This is a genomic window from Klebsiella indica, assembly GCF_005860775.1.
Lineage (GTDB): Bacteria > Pseudomonadota > Gammaproteobacteria > Enterobacterales > Enterobacteriaceae > Klebsiella > Klebsiella indica.
This window is the reverse complement of the sequence record NZ_VCHQ01000032.1, coordinates 49504-71694: the sequence shown is the minus strand read 5'-3', so window position 1 is coordinate 71694 and position 22191 is coordinate 49504. Positions and strand designations below refer to the sequence as shown.

Sequence of the window (22191 nt, the reverse complement as noted above, 5' to 3'; positions counted from 1 at the left end):
GGCCTTCTTCATACACGCGGCATGGCTGCATCAGGCTTGCGCCCATTGTGCAATATTCCCCACTGCTGCCTCCCGTAGGAGTCTGGACCGTGTCTCAGTTCCAGTGTGGCTGGTCATCCTCTCAGACCAGCTAGGGATCGTCGCCTTGGTGAGCCGTTACCTCACCAACAAGCTAATCCCATCTGGGCACATCCGATGGCAAGAGGCCCTAAGGTCCCCCTCTTTGGTCTTGCGACGTTATGCGGTATTAGCTACCGTTTCCAGTAGTTATCCCCCTCCATCGGGCAGTTCCCCAGACATTACTCACCCGTCCGCCACTCGTCAGCAAAGCAGCAAGCTGCTTCCTGTTACCGTTCGACTTGCATGTGTTAGGCCTGCCGCCAGCGTTCAATCTGAGCCATGATCAAACTCTTCAATTTAAGTTTGATGCTCGTGAATTAAACTTCGTAATGAATTACGTGTTCACTCAGAGACTTGGTATTCATTTATTGTCCGAAGACATTAAGAATCCATGTCACTTTGAGTGCCCACACAGATTGTCTGATAAATTGTTAAAGAGCAGTGCCGCTTCGTTTTCGCTGCGGCGCGGGGTGTGCATATTACGCTTTCCCGCTACAGAGTCAAGCAATTATTTTGCTTTTCCCTGTCGGTTTTCACGGTGACTTTTCACCGCTGAGCCCCGCTGACCCGGCGGCTTGCATGCCGTTGTTCCGTGTCAGTGGAGGCGCATTATAGGGAGTTCTGAGACGTTGACAAGCCCTGTTTTCAAAAATTATTTCAAGCGTCTCTTTTTTGTGCAAAACGCGCTTAAAGCGGCAATTTTTCCAGTGATGCGAAGCCATAACGCTGTAAAACGGGCAAAAGCTTTTCAGTCTCTGCCGTCAACGCCATACAGTATGCAATATTCGCATCGCCGGATTTTGCATCAGGCGCTTCATGTTCCAGCAACCAGACTGTTCGACGCGCAATCGCTGCGCCAGAATCAATCAGGCGTGTTCCTTCCGGCATCACCTGCTGCAACTCTTCTGTGAGCAACGGGAAGTGCGTACAACCTAATACTACTGTATCGGGTGATTCCTGCATTCGCAGCCACGGACGCAGAATCCGGCGCAACTCGTCGAGCGGCACCTCTTCGCCATGCAGCTTCGCTTCCGCCAGTTCCACCAGCTCTGCAGAACCCAGCATTTCTATACGACATTCATTTGCAAAACGAGCGATAAGTTCGCGCGTATAAGGGCGCTTTACCGTCCCACGCGTCGCCAGCAGTCCAACAATACCATTCGCCGTTAAGCGAGCGGCTGGCTTTATCGCCGGAACGACGCCGACAACCGGGAAGGCGAACTTTTCGCGCAGTGCAGGAAGTGAAACGGTACTTGCGGTGTTACAGGCAATAACCGCCAGCGCCAGAGGATAGCGCTGCTGAACGGCGGTAACGACGTCCAGAACGCGTTCAACAATAAACGCTTCGCTCTTTTCACCGTAGGGGAAAGCGACATTGTCGAAAGTATAGATATAGTGCAGATTCGGCAAAAGCTGCCGAATCTCATTGTAAACCGACAGCCCACCGACGCCGGAATCAAACACCAGCACGGTGGGACGTGGATCAGAAGGTGTAGCTGCCAGACAAGGTGTATTCTCGTCCTGCAGTTTGGTAGCCATATACTGTCTCGTAATCTTTATCGAACAGGTTGGCTATTTTACCACGAACTGTGAGATGTGAGGTGACTGGATACGAAACTGCGAGATCCCACAAACTTACACCGCCCAACTTAACGCTCTCAGGCGCATAGGTTACCGGGTCGTAAGTGTTGTCATAACGGGTGCCAAGATAGTGATAGGTCACACCCCAGTCGAAATCATAAACCTGCCAGTCCAACTGGTATTTCACCTGTTGTTTTGCCCGGCGCACCAGCAGCTCGTTGGTTTTCGCATCACGCGCATCGACATAGTCATAGCTGATGCTGTGCGCCAGCGGCCCAGTATCAAACGATGCCGTCGCTTCAATACCTTTAATACGCGCCTTGCCGACGTTGTAATATTTCATCAGCTGCGAGTCGTAGTCGATCAGATTATCGATGTCATTACGATACCCGGACAGGCGCCATGTCACGCCAGACGTCAGGCCTTCAAAGGCCCCTTCCCACTGCTTGCTCTCTTCCGGGTCGAGATTCTGATTACCGTAGAAGCCGTACAGCTGGCCGAGATTCGGCGCTTTGTAGGCGGTGCCATAAGAGGCGATAAAGCGGTAGCCGTCGATAAACTCCCACGCGGCGCTGCTCTGCCAGGTACCGTGCTGGCCAAACTGCGAGTTATCATCGCTACGCGCCGCCCCTTCCAGGGTGAAATCGCCTAACTTTTGCAAGCCAGTGATAAACAGGCCGGTATTACGGATTTCGTAGCCATCGGTCACATAGTTCGTGCCAGGCTCAGTGGTTTGTTTCTGCCAGTCGATTCCAGCGCCAACGTTGCCGTGGCCAACATCGACCGTGTTCGCCCACTGCACATTGTACTGTTTCACTTCATCCAGCGTCGCCGAGGTGTCGTAGCGCCCCAGTCGCGGATCGTAATTGTAGTCCTTACTGTGGCTGTAGCTGGAGGTCAGCTGCGAGTGGAAGATATCCTGATTAAAACGCAGGCCGGCATCCCAGGTCTGGCTATACAACTGGCGAGTGTCAACTAATACGCCACCGTAAGGAGAGCCATCATAGGCCGTCCGGTTGTCATAGCCGTACCCACGCACAAAGCCGCTCCACTCATTGGAGAAGCTATGCTCCAGCGCGCCGTAGATCGTTTTGCTCATAAAGCCATCGCGATCCGGCTGGCGAACGCCACCGGTATTGCCTTCCGCAACCACATCAAAGCCTTTGGTATAGGTATAGTCGCCCGCCAGGGTGATGCGAGTATTACCGCCGAAAGTCTGCTGCGTGCTGCCGCCATAGTTCTGATAGCCATTTGAGCCAACGCCAGCATTGAGCGTGGTGCCGTCCTGGTCGCGAGTGGTAATAATGTTCACCACACCGCCAATCGCGTCTGAGCCGTAGACCGCCGAGCGCGGGCCGCGTACGTATTCAATACGCTGTACCAGAGCGATAGGGAACTGGCTTAAGTCGGAAGAGCCGCTGACGCCCGCCTGATTCAGACGTACGCCATCCACCAGGATTAAGACATGGCTGGAGTTGGTGCCGCGTACGAAAAGAGAGCTCTGCTGCCCCATGCCGCCGTTTTGCGCGATGTCCACGCCCGGTAGGCGGCGCATCACATCGGTGAGAGAGGTTGACTGCCAGCGATCGATATCCTGCCGCGTCACCACGCTCACCGGCGCCAGCACGGTCTCGATAGGTTGAGCCACACGATTTGCTGTCACCACTAACGTATCTGAATTGCTATCTTGCGCCCAGCCGGAAAATGCTGTGACGGAGAGCGCCGTCATCAGCGAAGCTTTTTTAATCATTTTAAAAGCATCCGTAATAAACGAAGGATGCCGCCGACGACTATCAATAGCACGCGATGATAGAAGCCAAATGCGACGTGTTCCGGCAGGTCTTCGGGCTCGGGGTGTTTAATGGATGAGGACTTCCCGCAAAAAAATCGCAGTGTCTGCACAATGCGCTCATCCCACCTTTCCTTACCGCTGCGCGTCAGCTCCAGATTTACACTGGATTCCCTATTAACTCACAGGACCGGTAACACGATGCTATAATTAGAAACATATAGAAGTCCAGACTTCTACGGTTATATTTCCTTATATCATCAATGGCTGGACATCCCCGGCACTTTCCCTACAATCCCCGCGTACTTATTTTATTCAGGATGCATCATGACCCCCGAACACCTTCCTACCGAACAATATGAAGCGCAGCTGGCAGAAAAAGTCGTCCGCTTGCAGAAAATGATGGCGCCTTTTGCCGCACCGGTTGCGGAAGTGTTTCGTTCGCCGGTCAACCATTATCGCATGCGCGCGGAATTCCGCCTGTGGCACGATGGCGATGACCTGTATCACATTATATTTGACCAGCAGACAAAATCCCGCATCAGGGTGAATACTTTCCCGGCCGCCAGCGAACTGATCAATCAGTTAATGACCGCCGTAATTGAGGGCGTGCGCAATAACCCGGTACTGCGTCATAAACTGTTTCAGGTCGATTACCTGACCACGCTGAGCAACCAGGCCGTGATATCACTGCTGTATCATAAAAAACTCGACGATGAGTGGCGTCAGCAGGCGGAAATCTTCCGTGATACGCTGCGGGCGCAAAACCTGAACGTGCATCTGGTTGGCCGTGCAACTAAGACTAAAATCGAGCTGGATCACGACTATATCGATGAGCGTTTACCGGTTGGCGGGCGTGAAATGGTCTATCGCCAGGTGGAGAATAGCTTCACTCAGCCGAACGCGGCGATGAACATTCAGATGCTGGAGTGGGCGATCGACGCGACAAAAGACGCAACCGGCGATTTGCTTGAGCTGTACTGCGGTAACGGCAACTTTTCGCTGGCGCTGGCGCGAAATTTCGACCGCGTGCTGGCAACGGAAATCGCTAAACCGTCCGTGGCGGCGGCGCAATATAACATTGCCGCCAACCATATTGATAATGTACAAATTATCCGTATGTCAGCGGAAGAGTTTACTCAGGCGATGAATGGCGTGCGGGAGTTTAACCGCTTGCAGGGGATCGACCTCAAAAGCTACCAGTGTGAGACGATTTTCGTCGATCCGCCGCGCAGCGGTCTGGATAGCGAAACGGAAAAGATGGTGCAGGCATACTCGCGTATTCTGTATATCTCCTGTAACCCAGAGACCCTGTGCCAGAATCTGGAAACGCTAAGTAAAACGCACGAGATCACTCGCCTGGCGCTATTCGACCAGTTCCCCTATACCCACCATATGGAATGCGGTGTACTGCTAACGAAAAAATAAAGATCCGGAGAAAACCCGGCAACCGCAGTGTTGCCGGGCGAGAGATTATTCAGTTGCCGTACTCTTGCGGTTACGCACTTTATAGCCAATCCAGAACACCATAATCACCGACAGTACCGCCGGGAAGAAATTAGAGCCAATATCCGGATATTCCGCACGCACCACGGTGCTGTAAACCAGAACGCCGAGGATAAAACAGGCGGCGGCCAGGCCCGGTAAACCGACCGGCATACTGCAATTGCGATAACGCTGATGCAGGCAGTAAACCGTCAGCACCAGCGACAAAATCGGGAAGATGGAAAAAGGGACAATTGAGCTGAATAGCGCAGCGAAAGTTCCATTAATGGACAGGCCTGCGATCAACGCCAGCAGCAGTGTACCTCTATCTTGTATTGAGTGTTTCATTGATCGTCCTTCACGTTATGCGGAATGATTTGATATTTTTTCTTGTTCACGGCGATACCAGTAGTACGCGCCTTTCGAGATCATTCTGAGCTGCAGTACCAGCCGCTCTTCCAGCTGCCGACGCTGTTCGGGGCTCACATCCAGAGCCTCGGCGCCGGCGCTAAACACGATGGTGACCATCGCTTCAGCCTGCGCTTCGGTAAACGCTCGCGGCATATGGTTTTCGATTTCTAAATAGTCGGCAAGTTCCGCGATAAAATGCTGAATTTCACGGGCGACTGCGGCACGAAACGCCGAAGAAGTACCGGAACGCTCACGCAGTAACAGACGGAAAGCGTTCGGGTTATTACCAATAAATTCCATAAAAGTAGAAACAGAAGTACGGATTACGCTGCCGCCTTTAGCGATACGCTGACGTGCCTGGCGCATGAGCTGACGCAACATCAGACCACTTTCATCAACCATGGTCAAACCAAGCTCATCAACATCACGGAAATGTCGGTAAAAGGACGTTGGGGCGATCCCTGCTTCCCGCGCAACTTCACGCAGGCTCAAACTGGCAAAACTCCGCTCAGCACTTAGCTGGCTAAATGCTGCCTCCACCAGCGAACGCCGGGTTTTTTCTTTTTGTTGCGCTCTTACGCCCATCACGTTATCTGAATCCTTCCACATGTCCTGCTGGCACTATACCAGAGATCAGATCTAATCTGGTTACACTGGATTGTGAATGATTGTTTACGAGTTGTTTCTACTTTTATGCCGCAAAAAAGCACAACGATAATTGGGTTAAAGTGCGGCAAATGTTATCATCGTGTTTATTTTATGTATAAAACAGGTGAGTAATGCCATGACACACTCTTGGGATTATGATGCAATTGTGATCGGTTCCGGCCCTGGCGGAGAAGGCGCCGCCATGGGACTGGTGAAACAAGGAGCGCGCGTTGCCGTCATCGAACGCTACCATAACGTCGGCGGCGGTTGTACCCACTGGGGCACCATCCCGTCGAAAGCCCTTCGCCATGCCGTCAGCCGTATTATCGAGTTTAATCAAAACCCCCTCTACAGCGACCACTCCCGCCTTCTCCGTTCTTCCTTCGCCGACATTCTGAATCATGCCGACAGCGTTATTAACCAACAAACCCATATGCGCCAGGGGTTCTATGAGCGTAACCACTGTGAAATTTTACAGGGTAACGCCCACTTCGTTGATGAACACACTCTCGCGCTGGAATGCCACGATGGCACCATTGAAACCGTAACGGCGGAAAAGTTCGTGATTGCCTGCGGGTCGCGCCCTTATCATCCGGCCGATGTCGATTTTCATCACCCGCGCATTTATGACAGCGACTCTATTCTCAGCCTGCACCACGAGCCGCGCCATGTGATTATCTACGGAGCCGGGGTAATCGGTTGCGAATATGCCTCGATCTTCCGCGGTATGGAGGTGAAGGTTGATCTGATCAACACCCGCGATCGCCTGCTGGCATTTCTCGATCAGGAGATGTCAGATTCGCTCTCCTATCACTTCTGGAACAGCGGCGTGGTGATCCGTCACAATGAAGAGTATGAGAAAATTGAAGGCGTGGATGACGGCGTCATCATGCACCTGCAATCCGGCAAAAAACTGAAAGCGGACTGCCTGCTATACGCCAACGGCCGCACCGGAAATACCGACTCCCTGGCACTGGAAAATATCGGCCTGCAAACAGACAGCCGTGGCCAGTTGAAGGTCAACAGTATGTATCAGACCGCCCTGCCACATATTTATGCCGTCGGCGATGTAATTGGTTATCCAAGTCTGGCTTCCGCCGCCTACGATCAGGGGCGTATTGCCGCCCAGGCGCTGGTAAAAGGTGAAGCTTCAGCCCATCTGATTGAAGACATCCCGACAGGGATCTACACCATTCCGGAAATCAGCTCCGTCGGTAAAACTGAGCAACAGCTCACCGCGATGAAAGTGCCTTATGAGGTGGGGCGCGCGCAGTTCAAACATCTGGCGCGGGCGCAGATTGTCGGCATGAGCGTCGGGACGTTAAAGATCCTGTTTCATCGCGAAACGAAAGAGATCCTCGGTATACATTGCTTTGGCGAACGCGCGGCCGAAATTATTCATATCGGCCAGGCGATTATGGAGCAGAAAGGTGGCGGTAACACCATTGAGTACTTCGTTAACACCACCTTCAACTACCCAACCATGGCGGAAGCCTATCGGGTCGCTGCGTTAAATGGCTTAAACCGCCTGTTTTAACGCCGCATCGAAATGGCCATCCATCTTACCGCGGATGGCCTCCGCCAGATGCTCATAGCGGCTACGCAGCGGCGAGCCCGGGCGATAAACCAACCCGACGGTACGTTTCGGCTCTGGCTTAATACACGGCACATAGACTACGCCATCGCGTTTTTTCTCCTGCGGCACGGCTAAAGCGGGTAACAGTGTGATGCCACTACCGGCGGCTACCATATTGCGCAGCGTTTCGAGACTGGTCGCCCGGAAATGTGTGTCTTCATCTGCACCGGCTTCAAAACAAAAACCCATCGCCTGATCGCGCAGACAATGGCCGTCTTCGAGCATCAGCAGCTTTTCCCCGGCGAGGTCCGACATCGGTACGCGGTCACGGTTCTCCCACGGATGATCTTCATTGATAGCAAGTATCATCGGCTCATCAAACAGCGGCACCTCAATAAAGGCTTCGCTCTCTTTGACCAGTGCCAGAATCGCACAGTCCAGCTTACCGCTGTCAAGCTGAGCCAGCAGTTGGTGCGTTTGCGCCTCATGCAAATACATTTCCAGCTTCGGAAAGGTCTGGTGCAACATTGGGATAATCAGTGGCAACAGATAAGGGCCAATCGTCGGGATCAGGCCGATATGCAATGGCCCGGACATCGTTTCCCCCTGCTGGCTTGCCATTTCCTTGAGCACTTTCACTTCGCGTAACACGGTACGCGCCTGATCGACCAACAGTAACCCCGCCTGGGTGAACAGAACCTTACGGCTGGTGCGCTCCAGCAACATCACGCCAAGCTCATCCTCCAGTTTCCGGATTTGCCCACTGAGCGTAGGTTGGCTCACATGACAAGAGTCCGCCGCACGGCGGAAGTGGCGGTGTTCGGCTAGCGCTACCAGATATTCAAGATCGCGAATATTCATTATTCATCCTCCATCGCCACGATAGTTCATGGCGATAGATAGAATAGCAATGAACGATTATCCCTATCAAGTTTTCTGTTCAAGAATAAATCGATAAATCAGGGAAACTTTATAACATCATTAAGTCCCCTCATCGATTATCTCCCGGATAATTAAAGCCAACGTGAACTTTTGCGGACCTTGCGTCCGCTTTTTTTTTTGCATAAAAAAGCCCGGGGATTGCCCGAGCCTCCTTTATTTACCGCCTGTCAGCCAGAGAACTGATAACTCAAACCAGGCGCTGTTTAGCGTCGGCAATCGCCTGCGCGACCTGCTGCGGCGAAACGCCGCCTTTAGCCGCGCGCTTATCAAGGCACGACTTCAGCGACAGAATCGGATAGACGTCATCCGCGATAACGCCGCTAAATTTTTGCAGATCGGCCAGAGAAAGGTCTTCCAGCGGCTTACCCTGGGCGATGGCTTCAACCACCGCTTCACCAACAATATGGTGCGCCTCACGGAACGGAACGCCTTTAGCGACCAGATAATCCGCCAGCTCGGTCGCGTTCGCATAACCCTGCTGCGCCGCTTCTTCACAACGCGGACGTTTCACCTGGATACCGTCCAGCACCAGCGCCGCCATATGCAGACAGTCGAGCCAGGTGTCGAGCGCGTCAAACAGCCCTTCTTTATCTTCCTGCATATCTTTGTTGTAAGCCAGCGGCAGCCCTTTGAGGGTCATCATCATCCCCGTCAGCGCACCCTGCACGCGACCGCATTTGCCGCGGATCAGTTCTAACGCATCCGGGTTTTTCTTTTGCGGCATCAAGGAAGAGCCGGACGTTACGCGATCGGAGAGCTCAACAAAGTTCGCTTCGCCGGTATTAAAGAAAATCAGGTCTTCCGCAAAACGCGACAGGTGCACCATACCGATGGCGGCATCGGACAGCAGTTCCACGACATGGTCACGATCGGACACGCTATCCAGGCTGTTACGGGTCGCCGAAGAGAATCCCAGCCAGCCTGCAAGCTGCTCACGATCGATTTCATAGGCCGTACCCGCCAGCGCACCGCAGCCCAGCGGGCTGACGTCCAGACGCTTCAGCGTGTCCAGCAGGCGGCTTTCATCACGGGCCAGCATTTCAACATAAGCCAGACACCAGTGCGCAAAAGTCACCGGCTGCGCGCGCTGCAGGTGAGTATAACCCGGCATCACCGCGTCCTGATTATTCTGCGCGGTTTCGACCAGCGCGCTTTGCAACTGACGATTCGCCGACAGCAGCTCCACAACCGTATCCTTGCACCAGAGCTTCAGGTCAGTGGCGACCTGGTCATTACGGCTACGTCCGGTATGCAGCTTTTTCCCCAACTGGCCGACTTTATCGATCAGCTTGCCTTCTACCCAGCTGTGAATATCTTCGGCATCGCTTGCGAGGATTTGCTGAGGATTAGCCCGCACCTCTTCCAGTAAAATATTCAGCGCCGCTTCCAGTTGCTGCTGTTCATCGGCGGTTAATACACCGACCGTCACCAGCGCTTTAGACCAGGCAACAGAGCCAACGATATCCTGCTCCGCCAGGCGATAGTCAAAGCGCAAAGAGTCATTGAACTGTTTGAACCGCTGATCCGCTGCCTGAGTAAAACGCCCACCCCAAAGTGCCATAACATGCTTCCTTAATATCTTTGAATTTTACTGCCCGGTGGGCTGCGCTTACCGGGCCGACAAAAATGATAAATTAATTATGCCAGAATACGCGTGCCGATTGGCGTACCGTTAAACAACGCCGGGAGCTGCTCGGCATGACGCCAGGAAGCGATATCCACAGGGCGACCTAAAGTACGAGCCGCATCCAGCGCGGCGTTCACCTTGACAATCATCCCGTCGGTGATAATACCCTGCTCGATCAGCTGTTCAGCCTTCGCCGCCGTCATTTCAGCAATGCGCTGGCCTTTACCATCAAGAATACCGCTGACATCGGACAGCAGAATCAGGTCTGCACCGAGCGTTGCCGCCAGCGCCGTCGCCGCCTGGTCAGCGTTAACGTTCATCAACTGACCGTCGTCAGTCACGCCAATTGAGCTCACTACCGGCAAATACCCTCCCGCCAGCAGCGTATTGATCAACGTCGGGGAGCCCGGTTGAGCAAACCCGACGTGGCCCAGTTCTTCATCAAGCTGAGTCACCTTAACGCTGTCGCCATCGCCGAGGAACAGCCCGACAGAAGCCAGACCGTGTTTTTTCGCCCACGCCAGCAGCGTCTTATTAGCGGTTCCCGCCAGCGCACCGGTAATAATGTCGATCTGATCCGCCGGCGTTACCCGCAGACCGTTTTTCTTTTGTACCGGCAAATTGAGCTGCTTCATCAATTCATCAACCACGCACCCGCCACCGTGCACAATAATCAGCGGGCGATGATACGCTTCACGATAGTTCACCAGTGCCGTAAACAGGCGCTCCAGCGCTTCTTCGCTATCCAGCAGGACGCCGCCGAGTTTGATAATTAAAGGATTCATCATCACACCTTAAATAAGAGACTGCGTCTCAGCAAAACCGAAACGAATATTTGCGCACTGTACGGCCTGCGCCGCCGCGCCTTTCAGCAGGTTGTCTTCCGCCGCCACGATGATGATATGTTCATCCTGGACCGCAAAACCAATATCACAGAATGGCAGACCCACGACATTTTTCAACGCCGGGACACCTTTATCATATAAACGAACCAGTGGTTTATCCGCATAAGCCTGCCGGAACACTGCTGCGACCTGCTCGTTACTGACCCCAGGCTTCAGGCGACAAGTGATGGTTTCCAGAATCCCGCGCTTAAAATTACCCAGATGCGGGGTAAAAATCACCGCTGCGCCGAGGTGTGTGGATATTTCCGGGTGATGGCGATGGTTGAAAACGCCATAGGGTTGCAGGCTGACTTCACAGAAGCTATTACCGATAGAGGCCTTACGCCCGGCGCCGCTGACGCCGCTGGTCGCATTGATCACCGGCCACTGGTTAAGATCCAGAAGGCCTGCATCGATCAACGGTTTCAGCGACAATTGCGCCGCGGTCGGATAACAGCCGGGTACCGCGATCAATGCCGCCTTTTTCAGCGCCTCAGAGCGCCACTCGGCCAGGCCGTAAACCGCCTGTTCCAGCAGTTCAGGATGCTGATGAGTAAAACCGTAATATTTTTCATAGAAGGCGCCGTCATTCACGCGGAATGCGCCGGAGAGATCGAACACCACGCAACCAGCCGCGAGAAACTGCGGCGCAAGGTCATGGCTCACTTCATGCGCGGTGGCGAGGAAAACCACATCCACCCCAGCGCTAAACTCGCTGATATCGGACATCGGCTGCAGCGGCAGATCGACAATACCTTTCAACTGCGGATGCAAATCGGAAACTAATTTTCCGGCATCATTACTTTGCGCGGAGACCGTTAAAGCGGTTATGGTCATATGAGGATGGCGATTTACATAGGCCACTAGCTCTGCGCCGGCATATCCGCTGGCGCCCACAATCAGCGTGTTCAACATTGGGGCTCTTCACCTTCTTTCTTGCTTACGTCTATTTGCCCAGGAAGACCGTAGCCTTCCCCACTCTGTTGAGCCGTAAAAGTATCATCCTTACATTCGATGGGTTTTCTTACGCTCAACGATAATGTATTTTTATTCACAAATAATGCATGAATATTGATACTATCACGACCTGAGGTGTGTCAACAATGAAAAACAATTTACCGCCATTTATCGAGATTTATCGCGCGTTGATCGCCACACCTTCCATCAGCGCAACCGAAGAGGCGCTGGACCAAAGCAATGAGTCTTTAATCAATTTGCTGGCGGGATGGTTCCGCGACATCGGTTTTAACGTTGAAGTTCAGCCCGTGCCGGACACGCGGAATAAATTCAATCTGTTGGCCAGTACCGGCCACGGCGCTGGCGGTCTGTTACTTACCGGGCATACGGATACCGTCCCGTTTGATGACGGTCGCTGGACCCGCGATCCCTTTACCCTGACTGAACATGACAATAAGCTATACGGTCTGGGTACTGCGGACATGAAAGGCTTCTTCGCGTTTATTCTCGACGCACTGCGCGATGTTGACGTTACTAAACTAAAGAAGCCGCTCTATATTCTGGCAACGGCCGATGAAGAAACCAGCATGGCGGGAGCCCGCTATTTCGCTGAAACCACGCAACTACGACCGGACTGCGCCATTATCGGCGAGCCGACTTCACTGCAGCCCGTGCGCGCCCACAAAGGCCATATGTCCAACGCGATTCGCATCCAGGGGCAATCCGGCCACTCCAGCGATCCGGCACGCGGCGTTAACGCCATTGAACTGATGCATGACGCCATCGGCCGCATTATGCAGTTGCGCGACAATTTAAAAGCGCGTTATCACCACGCCGCTTTCACCATTCCATACCCCACGCTCAATCTCGGGGCAATTCACGGCGGCGACGCCTCCAACCGCATTTGCGCCTGCTGCGAATTGCACATGGATATTCGCCCGCTGCCAGGTATGACCCTTAACGATCTCAATGGACTGTTGAACGAAGCGCTGGCTCCGGTGAGCGAACGCTGGCCCGGGCGTCTGACCGTTTCCGAACTGCATCCGCCTATCCCTGGCTACGAATGCCCGCCGGACCATAAGCTGATTGAGGTGGTGGAGAAACTGCTCGGCGCGCAAACCGAAGTGGTGAACTACTGTACGGAAGCGCCGTTTGTTCAGACTCTCTGCCCGACGCTGGTATTAGGCCCTGGCTCGATCAATCAAGCCCACCAGCCGGATGAGTACCTGGAAACGCGCTTTATTAAGCCAACCCGTGAGCTTATCACTCAGGTAATCCACCATTTTTGCTGGCACTAAAACATGCCCCTCCCGATTATTTCCCTTCAATCGGGAGGGTGACAATCGGCACATACTCATAAGCAACACTTATCAAGCGACCTCTGAGTTAAATTTCGCAAATTGTCGCAATTTATTCGTTTGCTGAAGCGATTTCGCAACAATTGACGTAGGGGTTTTTACGTGGCTTTATAAAAGACGGTTGCTTATCCACCGCTCAAACTTATCGAGCGCCGGATATAACAAAATAAAATGAGATGGGGTGTCTGGGTTAACATGAACGAACAATATTCCGCTTTGCGAAGTAATGTCAGTATGCTCGGTAAGGTGCTGGGCGACACCATCAAGGATGCGCTGGGAGAAAACATTCTTGATCGTGTTGAAACTATCCGTAAGTTGTCCAAATCTTCTCGCGCAGGCAATGAAGCCAACCGAAAGGAACTGCTCACCACGCTGCAAAACTTGTCAAACGACGAACTGCTGCCGGTGGCGCGCGCCTTTAGCCAGTTTCTGAACCTGGCGAATACCGCTGAGCAATACCACAGTATTTCGCCGAAAGGGGAAGCCGCCAGTAACCCGGAAGTGATTGCCCGAACCCTGAGAAAGCTCAAAGACCAACCCGATCTCAACGAAACGACAATTAAACAAGCAGTTGAATCCCTGTCGCTGGAACTGGTATTGACCGCCCATCCGACCGAAATCACGCGTCGCACGCTGATCCACAAGATGGGGGAAATCAACAGTTGTCTGAAGCAGCTCGATAACAGCGATATCGCTGACTATGAACGTCACCAGATCATGCGCCGTCTGCGCCAGTTGATTGCCCAGTCATGGCACACCGATGAAATCCGCAAGAACCGCCCGACCCCGGTTGATGAAGCCAAATGGGGCTTCGCCGTCGTTGAAAACAGCCTGTGGGAAGGCGTGCCTGGCTACCTTCGTGAGCTAAACGAACAGCTGGAAGATAATCTCAACTATCGGTTACCGGTGGACTTCGTTCCGGTTCGCTTTACCTCCTGGATGGGCGGTGACCGCGATGGCAACCCGAACGTAACTGCCAATATCACCCGCCACGTTTTGCTGCTCAGCCGCTGGAAAGCAACTGACCTGTTCCTGAAAGATGTCCAGTTACTGATTTCCGAACTGTCGATGGTCGAATGCACCGACGAACTGCGCGAACTGGCGGGCACGCAGGAAGAACCCTATCGTTTCTTAATGAAAAAACTGCGCACCCAGTTGATGGAGACACAAAGCTGGCTGGAAGCGCGACTGAAGGGGCAGAAGCTGCCGAAGCCGGCAGGTCTTATCACGCAAAACGAACAGCTGTGGGAGCCGCTCTATGCGTGCTATCAATCGCTACAAGCCTGTGGCATGGGCATCATCGCCAACGGCGAACTGCTGGATACCCTGCGCCGCGTAAAAGCCTTTGGCGTACCGCTGGTGCGTATTGATATCCGCCAGGAGAGCACCCGTCATACCGAAGCGCTGGGTGAGATGACCCGCTATCTCGGCATTGGCGACTATGAAAGCTGGTCTGAAGCCGATAAGCAGGCCTTCTTGATCCGCGAACTGAATTCCAAGCGTCCTCTGCTGCCTCGCCAGTGGGAGCCGAGCGATGACACGCGTGAAGTGCTTGAGACCTGTAAAGTGATCGCCGAAGCGCCGCGCGGTTCCATTGCCGCTTACGTTATCTCGATGGCGAAAACGCCGTCTGACGTACTGGCGGTACATCTGTTGCTGAAAGAGGCCGGAATTGGCTTCGCGCTGCCGGTCGCACCGCTGTTCGAAACGCTGGATGACCTGAACAACGCCAACGATGTCATGAGCCAGTTGCTGAATATCGACTGGTATCGCGGCTTTATCCAGGGCAAGCAGATGGTCATGATTGGCTATTCTGATTCAGCCAAAGACGCGGGGGTCATGGCCGCGTCGTGGGCGCAGTATCAGGCGCAGGACGCATTAATCAAAACCTGTGCAAAAGCCGGTATTGAACTGACGTTATTCCATGGTCGCGGCGGTTCAATCGGCCGTGGCGGCGCGCCTGCGCATGCGGCGCTGCTTTCCCAGCCGCCAGGAAGCCTGAAGGGCGGCCTGCGCGTCACTGAACAGGGCGAAATGATCCGTTTTAAATACGGTCTGCCGGAAGTCACGATCAGTAGTCTGTCGCTCTACACCAGCGCGATTCTGGAAGCCAACCTCCTGCCGCCGCCGGAGCCCAAACCACAATGGCGCGACATCATGGCTGAACTGTCCAACGTCTCCTGTGATATGTACCGCGGCTATGTGCGTGAAAATAAAGATTTCGTCCCTTACTTCCGTTCCGCCACGCCGGAACAGGAACTGGGTAAACTGCCGCTGGGCTCCCGTCCGGCAAAACGTCGCCCGACCGGCGGCGTCGAGTCACTGCGCGCGATTCCGTGGATCTTTGCCTGGACACAGAATCGCCTGATGTTGCCGGCCTGGCTAGGCGCTGGCGCCGCACTGCAAAAAGTGGTTGAAGACGGTAAGCAGAGCGAACTGGAAAGCATGTGCCGGGACTGGCCATTCTTCTCCACACGCCTCGGCATGCTGGAGATGGTCTTTTCCAAAGCCGACCTGTGGCTGGCGGAGTATTACGATCAACGTCTGGTGAAACCAGAACTGTGGAAACTGGGTGAAGAACTGCGCAAACTGCTGTCCGCGGATATCAACGTCGTGCTGGCGATCGCTAACGACTCCCACCTGATGGCCGACCTGCCGTGGATCGCCGAGTCTATCCAGTTACGCAACATCTATACCGACCCGCTGAACGTGCTCCAGGCCGAACTGCTGCATCGTTCGCGTATGGCGGAAGAGAAAGGCGAGAAACCCGATCCACGCGTTGAACAAGCCCTGATGGTGACCATCGCTGGCGTGGCGGCCGGTATGCGCAACACCGGCTAATTACCGGGTAAAACCCGTCGCTCCGGTAAGCATCACGTTTACCGGAGCGATTTTTATTAATGATGCAGCATCTCGTCGACAATCTGCTCTTTATGCAGCGCATAAGGATAATAGGTTGGCCAGTTATCCATCTCTTTCAGCAGCGCCTCTTGCGACGTATTGCCCATAAAAATATGGAAATGCTGCGACTTACGCGGCGCAATAATGTGATCGCTAAACTGAACAAATTTCGGCGCTTTTGAATCCGCCTGCTGGCATTCGAACAGATAACGCACGCCTTTTTTCCCAGATGCGTAGGTCAGAATTTTATAGCCGGAATAGGCGTATTTGCAGGCATTAACGGTTTTCCCGATATGAAACTCCATCACGTTATCTTCAATGCCAATCTGATCCACATCGGTGGCATAGCCCTTCTTATAATATTCCCGATACTCCTCTACGCTTTTGCCGCCGGCTTTTTTGGCTTTCTGCTCCAGCACCGGATCTAAATCGCCGTTCAGCAGATAGGGGTTAATCGACTGCCAGATGCCATCCCAGTCGCTTAACGCCCGATCTTTCACATCCTGGTCGGCAAAAATCCCTTCGCTCGCTTTCTGTTCCGCCTCGGTCAATGCAGGCCCGTGGCTATGGTGTCCATGGGCAAAGGCCTGGCTCCCCGCCAGTAACATGCCAATACCAAACGCAAGGACGGAAATCTTTCTGTTCATCACTCTCTCCTGAGTCAATTTCTGCAATAATATGTTACGATATAACATATCAAACACATTATGCAACACCCAGCCGGCGACTGATCCGCCTTTTACCCTCCTCATGATGTTCGCTATGATGAGGACAAGGTACGTTTTGCGGAGCAACAATGGATAGCGACATCAATCAGATTATTGATTCTTTGATTAAAGCCCCGTCACTTATTCGGTTAGTCCATTTTTCCACGCAAACGCGCCCGATTACCGATCGGGTACGGAGCGTTGATTTTCCCCGACTCGAAATCCTGCTGGAAGGCCAGCTTAACGACCCGGCCATCAAAGCAGAACCCGCTTTGCTGGCACAGTATGATGCGCTGTTCGTTCCTGCCGGAGGGTGGAATTTCCCGCAATGGCAGGCCCCCGCCACGCTTTTAAGTCTTTTGTTCGGTAAGCAGCAGCTGGAATTCGTGCTGCAACGCTGGGACGGGCGTATGCTAACTATCGTGGAAAAACAGCAGGTGCCGCGTCGAGGACCGCGAGTTGGCTCATTCCTACTCCAGGCGCTGAATGAAATGCAGATGCAGCCGCAGGAACAACGTACGGCACGCTGCATTGCCACCAGCCTGCTCAGCCACTGTGCCGATCTGTTAGGCAGCCAGGCGCAAACGTCCTCGCGGAGCCAGGCGCTTTTTGAAGCCATCCGGAAATATATCGATAGCCACTTTGCTGACGCCCTCACCCGTGAGTCCGTGGCGCAGAAATTTTATCTCTCGCCAAACTACCTTTCGCATCTGTTTCAGAAATGCGGGCCAATGGGCTTTAACGAATACCTGAATCATATCCGTCTTGAACAGGCCAGAATGCTTCTCAAAGGCCATGATATGAAAATCAAAGATATCGCTCACGCCTGCGGTTTCGCCGACAGCAACTACTTCTGCCGCCTGTTTCGTAAAAACACCGAACGTTCGCCCTCAGAGTATCGCCGCCAGTATCACAGCCAGTTGACAGAAAAGCCTCGCAGTACAGAAAACTAGATTTTTGTAAGTTCCACCTTTCGCCTTTTCTGCCACCCTGTATCCGGGTAATACCAGGTAAGCCGGTAAACGTGATCTAAATCATCCTTAATGACAATGCGTACATTTATCCAGTTTTTGGCAAATTTGTCATCTGGCAACGCGGCAAGTGAAAGCCCTATCCTTACCTCAACATCTCTGAATTATGCATTGAGGAAAGCACTATGGAACTCTATCTGGACACCGCAAACGTAGCAGAAGTTGAACGTCTGGCACGTATCTACCCACTAGCCGGAGTGACAACCAACCCCAGTATTATCGCCGCCGGTAAAACGCCGATCTGGGATGTTCTGCCGCGACTGCAAAAAGCCGTCGGGCCGGAAGGTATTTTGTTCGCCCAAACCATGAGTCGCGATGCCCAGGGCATGGTGGAAGAAGCTAAACGCCTGAGCAACGCCATACCCGGTATCGTGGTAAAAATCCCGGTCACCGCCGAAGGTCTGGCGGCCATCAAACTGTTGAAAAAAGAAGGCATTTCCACACTCGGCACCGCGGTATACAGCGCCTCCCAGGGCCTGCTGGCCGCTCTGGCGGGAGCAAAATACGTCGCGCCTTACGTCAACCGCGTGGACGCACAAGGCGGAGACGGCATCCGTATGGTACAGGAGCTGCAATCCCTGCTGGAACTGCATGCTCCGGAAAGCAGAGTTCTGGCCGCCAGCTTCAAAACCCCCCGCCAGGCTCTGGATTGCCTGCTGGCCGGTTGTGAAGCAATCACCCTTCCGTTAGATGTCGCGCAACAAATGCTTGGCACGCCTGCGGTAGAGTCGGCCATAGAGAAGTTTGAGCTGGACTGGAATAACGCTTTTGGAACGCTGAACCTGTAACCCGATCGGTGAGCCGCCCGGAGGGGCGGTATCCGGTCATCCAGGAGGAATAGAAATGGATCGCATTATTCAATCACCCGGTAAATATATTCAGGGCGCAGGCGTAATGACTCGCCTGGGCGGATACCTCAAACCGCTGGCTGAACGCTGGCTCATCGTTGGCGATAAATTCGTACTCGGTTTTGCCGAAGAAACACTGCGCAAAAGTCTGGCAGATGCTGGCCTGATTGCCGAAATCGCTCCCTTCGGCGGCGAGTGCTCACATAATGAAATCAATCGATTACGCGAGATCGCCGCTTCGGCACACTGTACGGCCGTACTGGGTATCGGCGGCGGTAAAACGCTGGATACCGCAAAAGCATTAGCACACTTTATGAATCTGCCAGTGGTCATTGCGCCGACGATTGCCTCAACCGATGCGCCGTGCAGCGCCCTGTCGGTTATCTATTCCGATGACGGTGAATTCGACAGCTACCTGATGCTGCCGCACAATCCAAATAGGGTGATTGTCGATACGCAAATTGTGGCCGGCGCGCCAGCACGCCTGCTGGCGGCGGGGATCGGCGATGCGCTGGCCACCTGGTTTGAAGCGCGTGCCTGCTCACGAAGCGGCGCGATCACCATGGCGGGCGGTCAGTGTACCCAGGCGGCACTGGCGCTGGCTGAATTGTGTTACAACACGCTGATTGAAGAAGGCGAAAAAGCGATGCTGGCAGCGGAACAGCATGTTGTCACCCCGGCGCTGGAGCGCATTATTGAAGCCAATACCTACCTGAGCGGCGTCGGTTTTGAAAGCGGCGGCCTGGCGGCGGCGCACGCTATCCACAACGGCCTGACCGCCATTCCGGATGCACACCGCTACTATCATGGTGAAAAAGTGGCCTTTGGTACGCTCACTCAACTGGTGCTGGAAAATGCGCCAGTGGAAGAGATCGAAACCGTAGCGGCGCTGTGCCATAGCGTAGGGTTGCCTGTCACCCTGGCGCAACTGGATATTAAAGTGGACATTCCACAAAAAATGCGCACCGTGGCGGAAGCCGCCTGCGCTGAAGGCGAAACGATCCACAATATGCCCGGCGGCGCGACACCGGATCAGGTCTATGCGGCATTACTGGTCGCCGACCAGTACGGTCAACGCTTCCTGCAAGAGTGGGAGTGAACCCGGCACATATGCCCTAATGCTGGTCAATTGAGGGAGATGCATCCGGTGTTATGGCGGGTAAGCAGCTCCGCTAATCGGTGGTTATGGCGAATATGGCGCATTTTTCATTTTCGCCCATTCAGATTCCGTGGTCTGTTCCGTTCACGATAAATACGCGGATATTCGTTATATCCACAGCGTGTGAACGGGCAGGGGGACGTTTCGCCCGTCCCCCTGCACCCCCGGCATTGCGCTGAAAACCTGCCGCTCCGCGGTCCGCTCCACTCCGGCTTCATCTGGCGGACCGGGCGGGACTCGACGTCCCTGTCTCGACCCGCCCTCTGGCCGCCGTCCTGGCGGCCAGTCCTGGATGCGCGCCTGCGTTCTCGCCAGGTTTCCTTGATGCGCCCAACCCCCATGCGGTGAGTCCGTTATTCGTCAGTGGCTTTTCAGAGGCTGAAAATTATAAAAAAAGTTATATCCTTTATATTTCAGCCCGTATCAGCTCAGTTAGTGAATCAACCGAATCAGGTTTTCGTTTAAACCACCGATAATGCGATTGCCGCTGGCAAATAAAACAAAAGACAACACCGATGATTTGCTTAAGTGAACGGCATCAGGCACACATGCCCACCTTTGGCGGGTATGTATGAGACGGATAACAAACCTGTTTTAACGATTCTGCCGGGTCACGGAACCCAGAAACGGCGGCGAGAGAGTATCGCCGCCGCTGAGAAAATAATTATGCCGGACGCACGCCCAGGGTGTGGCAAATCGCGTAACTCATTTCCGCACGGTTTAGCGTGTAGAAGTGGAAATCCTTGACGCCTTCGCGGCTTAAAATTTTCACCATATCCATGGCGATGTTGGCTCCCACCAGTTGGCGAGTTTCGGCGTCATTATCCAGGCCTTCGAACATTTTCGCCATCCACGCCGGAATACGGACATTGGTCATATCGGCAAACTTTTTCGCCTGTTTAAAGTTCGAAACGGGCAGAATACCCGGAATAATCTCTACGTCGATGCCGGTGGAGACACAACGGTCGCGAAAACGCAGGTAGCTTTCCACGTCAAAGAAGAACTGGGTAATCGCGCGATTCGCCCCCGCATCCACTTTATGCTTCAGATTCAACAGATCTGCCTGCGCGCTTTTAGCTTCCGGATGCACTTCCGGGTAAGCGGCGACGGAGATATCAAAGTCCCCCACCTCTTTCAACAGCGTGACCAGGTCGACCGCGTACATATCCGGCTTGCCGCTGCCCGGCGGCAGGTCGCCGCGCAGCGCAACAATATGGCGAATCCCGCTGTCCCAGTAATCCTGGGCGATGGTACGCAGCTCATCACGACTGGCGTCAATGCAGGTCAGATGCGGCGCCGCTTCCAGGCCAGTACGCTCCTTTATCCCTTTAATAATGCTATGGGTACGATCGCGTTCACCGGAGTTAGCCCCATAGGTGACGGAGACAAATTTCGGCTTCAGGCTGCTCAGGCGATCGATGGATTTCCATAGTGTTTGCTCCATTTCACTGGTGCGCGGCGGAAAGAATTCAAAGGAGACATTAATCTGCCCCTGCACTTCCGCCAGGCTCTGATTCAGGGCTTCCCGCTGATTGGCGTGAAAAAAGCTCATACCTTACCTCATCAATCGCATTTTTGTTTGTCGTATCGCGAACTTCTATACGTTTAGACGTCCAGATGTAAAAATGACGGAAAAGTATGCAGGCGTCAATAGAAAAATCAGCGTAAAGAGTGAGGAATATTCAGACAAGATGAAATTGATTCATGTCACGTCCACTAACCCCATGATTTTTCAAATACTGCTATCAACTCATCAGACAAACGATTGTTGCCAGGCAGTGTCACAACACCCAGGCCAGGCGGAAGCTGCTGGCTGGCATCGTCCAGATGGCGAAACACTACCCATTCAAGCTGAATGGCCGAAAATGATGCGAGTAATGCTGCGATTAACGGCTTGTGATACGGCAATGAGAGCATCTCGCCGCAGGGTTAAATGTCGGGCTGACGCGAGAAGAAATGACGGAAGTTATTATGCAGATGGCGGTGTACGCCGGATTCCCGGCGGCTCTGAATGGCCTGTTTGCCGCCAAAGAAGTTTTTGCCGCACATTAATCTGAAAAGATCCGCTATGTCAGGTTAATGGGACGTTCTGCTGAGAACCCAGGCGCCCATCCTCTGGCCGCCAGGACGGCGGATGGGCGCGACAGCATAAAATGGCCTGCGCTTA

At 53.6% G+C, this 22191-nt stretch carries 17 protein-coding genes, 1 rRNA gene, 1 pseudogene and 1 riboswitch; of the genes and pseudogenes, 8 read left to right on the top strand and 11 right to left on the bottom strand.

All coding sequences use genetic code 11. The annotated features are described in order from the left end of the window. From FE839_RS21850 to btuB, 3 genes are all read right to left on the bottom strand, one after another. Nucleotides 1-419: ribosomal RNA gene (locus FE839_RS21850) — 16S ribosomal RNA — on the bottom strand; the annotation flags it as partial. A gap of 388 nt (nucleotides 420-807) precedes the next feature. After that, complete coding sequence (murI, locus tag FE839_RS21840) at nucleotides 808-1659, bottom strand: glutamate racemase (protein ID WP_138362867.1); 852 nt, start codon at nucleotides 1657-1659, stop codon at nucleotides 808-810. After that, nucleotides 1604-3451 (bottom strand): TonB-dependent vitamin B12 receptor BtuB, encoded by a 1848-nt coding sequence (btuB, locus tag FE839_RS21835; protein WP_138362866.1) that lies wholly within the window; start codon nucleotides 3449-3451, stop codon nucleotides 1604-1606. The genes murI and btuB overlap by 56 nt, the downstream gene beginning before the upstream one ends. A gap of 68 nt (nucleotides 3452-3519) precedes the next feature. After that, nucleotides 3520-3700: riboswitch (cobalamin riboswitch) on the bottom strand. 117 nt (nucleotides 3701-3817) lie between these two features. Here btuB and trmA point away from each other — a divergent pair. Continuing rightward, nucleotides 3818-4918, top strand: coding sequence for a tRNA (uridine(54)-C5)-methyltransferase TrmA (gene trmA, locus FE839_RS21830; protein ID WP_138362865.1), 1101 nt, complete (start codon nucleotides 3818-3820; stop codon nucleotides 4916-4918). A gap of 45 nt (nucleotides 4919-4963) precedes the next feature. On the opposite strand, the gene FE839_RS21825 is transcribed toward trmA, so the two are convergent. Both FE839_RS21825 and fabR read right to left on the bottom strand, forming a co-directional pair. Next, nucleotides 4964-5323, bottom strand: coding sequence for a YijD family membrane protein (locus tag FE839_RS21825; RefSeq protein ID WP_138362864.1), 360 nt, complete (start codon nucleotides 5321-5323; stop codon nucleotides 4964-4966). A gap of 15 nt (nucleotides 5324-5338) precedes the next feature. Beyond that, nucleotides 5339-5974: an HTH-type transcriptional repressor FabR gene (gene fabR, locus FE839_RS21820; RefSeq protein WP_138362870.1), complete on the bottom strand. Its 636-nt coding sequence runs from the start codon at nucleotides 5972-5974 to the stop codon at nucleotides 5339-5341. A 196-nt stretch (nucleotides 5975-6170) separates the two neighbouring features. On the opposite strand from fabR, the gene sthA reads away from it, so the two are divergent. Then, nucleotides 6171-7571 (top strand): Si-specific NAD(P)(+) transhydrogenase, encoded by a 1401-nt coding sequence (sthA, locus tag FE839_RS21815; RefSeq protein WP_138362863.1) that lies wholly within the window; start codon nucleotides 6171-6173, stop codon nucleotides 7569-7571. Here the strand turns inward: sthA and oxyR are convergent. From oxyR to argC, 4 genes are all read right to left on the bottom strand, one after another. Further along, nucleotides 7554-8471 (bottom strand): DNA-binding transcriptional regulator OxyR, encoded by a 918-nt coding sequence (gene oxyR / locus FE839_RS21810; RefSeq protein ID WP_138362862.1) that lies wholly within the window; start codon nucleotides 8469-8471, stop codon nucleotides 7554-7556. The two genes, sthA and oxyR, sit on opposite strands and share 18 nt — an antisense overlap. Nucleotides 8472-8739: 268 nt before the next feature. Next, a complete protein-coding gene (argH, locus tag FE839_RS21805) occupies nucleotides 8740-10113 on the bottom strand; it encodes an argininosuccinate lyase (RefSeq protein WP_138362861.1) in 1374 nt (457 codons plus the stop codon). A 77-nt stretch (nucleotides 10114-10190) separates the two neighbouring features. Then, complete coding sequence (gene argB / locus FE839_RS21800) at nucleotides 10191-10967, bottom strand: acetylglutamate kinase (RefSeq protein WP_138362860.1); 777 nt, start codon at nucleotides 10965-10967, stop codon at nucleotides 10191-10193. A 6-nt stretch (nucleotides 10968-10973) separates the two neighbouring features. Beyond that, on the bottom strand, nucleotides 10974-11978 hold the full coding sequence (gene argC / locus FE839_RS21795; protein ID WP_138362859.1) for an N-acetyl-gamma-glutamyl-phosphate reductase: 1005 nt from the start codon (nucleotides 11976-11978) through the stop codon (nucleotides 10974-10976). A 188-nt stretch (nucleotides 11979-12166) separates the two neighbouring features. Here argC and argE point away from each other — a divergent pair, with 188 nt between their 5' ends. Both argE and ppc read left to right on the top strand, forming a co-directional pair. Then, nucleotides 12167-13318, top strand: coding sequence for an acetylornithine deacetylase (gene argE, locus FE839_RS21790; RefSeq protein ID WP_138362858.1), 1152 nt, complete (start codon nucleotides 12167-12169; stop codon nucleotides 13316-13318). A 255-nt stretch (nucleotides 13319-13573) separates the two neighbouring features. Then, nucleotides 13574-16219 carry a phosphoenolpyruvate carboxylase gene (gene ppc, locus FE839_RS21785; protein WP_138362857.1) on the top strand — a complete coding sequence of 882 codons (2646 nt, stop codon included), beginning with the start codon at nucleotides 13574-13576 and terminating at the stop codon, nucleotides 16217-16219. A 56-nt stretch (nucleotides 16220-16275) separates the two neighbouring features. On the opposite strand, the gene zinT is transcribed toward ppc, so the two are convergent. Next, nucleotides 16276-16926 carry a metal-binding protein ZinT gene (zinT, locus tag FE839_RS21780; RefSeq protein WP_138362856.1) on the bottom strand — a complete coding sequence of 217 codons (651 nt, stop codon included), beginning with the start codon at nucleotides 16924-16926 and terminating at the stop codon, nucleotides 16276-16278. Between the two features lie 149 nt (nucleotides 16927-17075). Here zinT and FE839_RS21775 point away from each other — a divergent pair, with 149 nt between their 5' ends. The 3 genes from FE839_RS21775 (at nucleotide 17076) to gldA (ending at nucleotide 19964) form a co-directional block, all read left to right on the top strand. Continuing rightward, a complete protein-coding gene (locus tag FE839_RS21775) occupies nucleotides 17076-17939 on the top strand; it encodes a helix-turn-helix transcriptional regulator (RefSeq protein ID WP_138362855.1) in 864 nt (287 codons plus the stop codon). A gap of 203 nt (nucleotides 17940-18142) precedes the next feature. Further along, nucleotides 18143-18805: a fructose-6-phosphate aldolase gene (gene fsa, locus FE839_RS21770; protein WP_138362854.1), complete on the top strand. Its 663-nt coding sequence runs from the start codon at nucleotides 18143-18145 to the stop codon at nucleotides 18803-18805. Nucleotides 18806-18860: 55 nt separating this feature from the next. Further along, nucleotides 18861-19964 carry a bifunctional L-1,2-propanediol dehydrogenase/glycerol dehydrogenase gene (gldA, locus tag FE839_RS21765; protein WP_138362853.1) on the top strand — a complete coding sequence of 368 codons (1104 nt, stop codon included), beginning with the start codon at nucleotides 18861-18863 and terminating at the stop codon, nucleotides 19962-19964. A 724-nt stretch (nucleotides 19965-20688) separates the two neighbouring features. Here the strand turns inward: gldA and metF are convergent. Continuing rightward, nucleotides 20689-21576, bottom strand: coding sequence for a methylenetetrahydrofolate reductase (metF, locus tag FE839_RS21760; RefSeq protein WP_138362852.1), 888 nt, complete (start codon nucleotides 21574-21576; stop codon nucleotides 20689-20691). Between the two features lie 362 nt (nucleotides 21577-21938). Here metF and FE839_RS21755 point away from each other — a divergent pair. Next, nucleotides 21939-22076: pseudogene (locus FE839_RS21755) on the top strand (carboxymuconolactone decarboxylase family protein); the annotation flags it as partial. Nucleotides 22077-22191 lie beyond the last annotated feature (115 nt).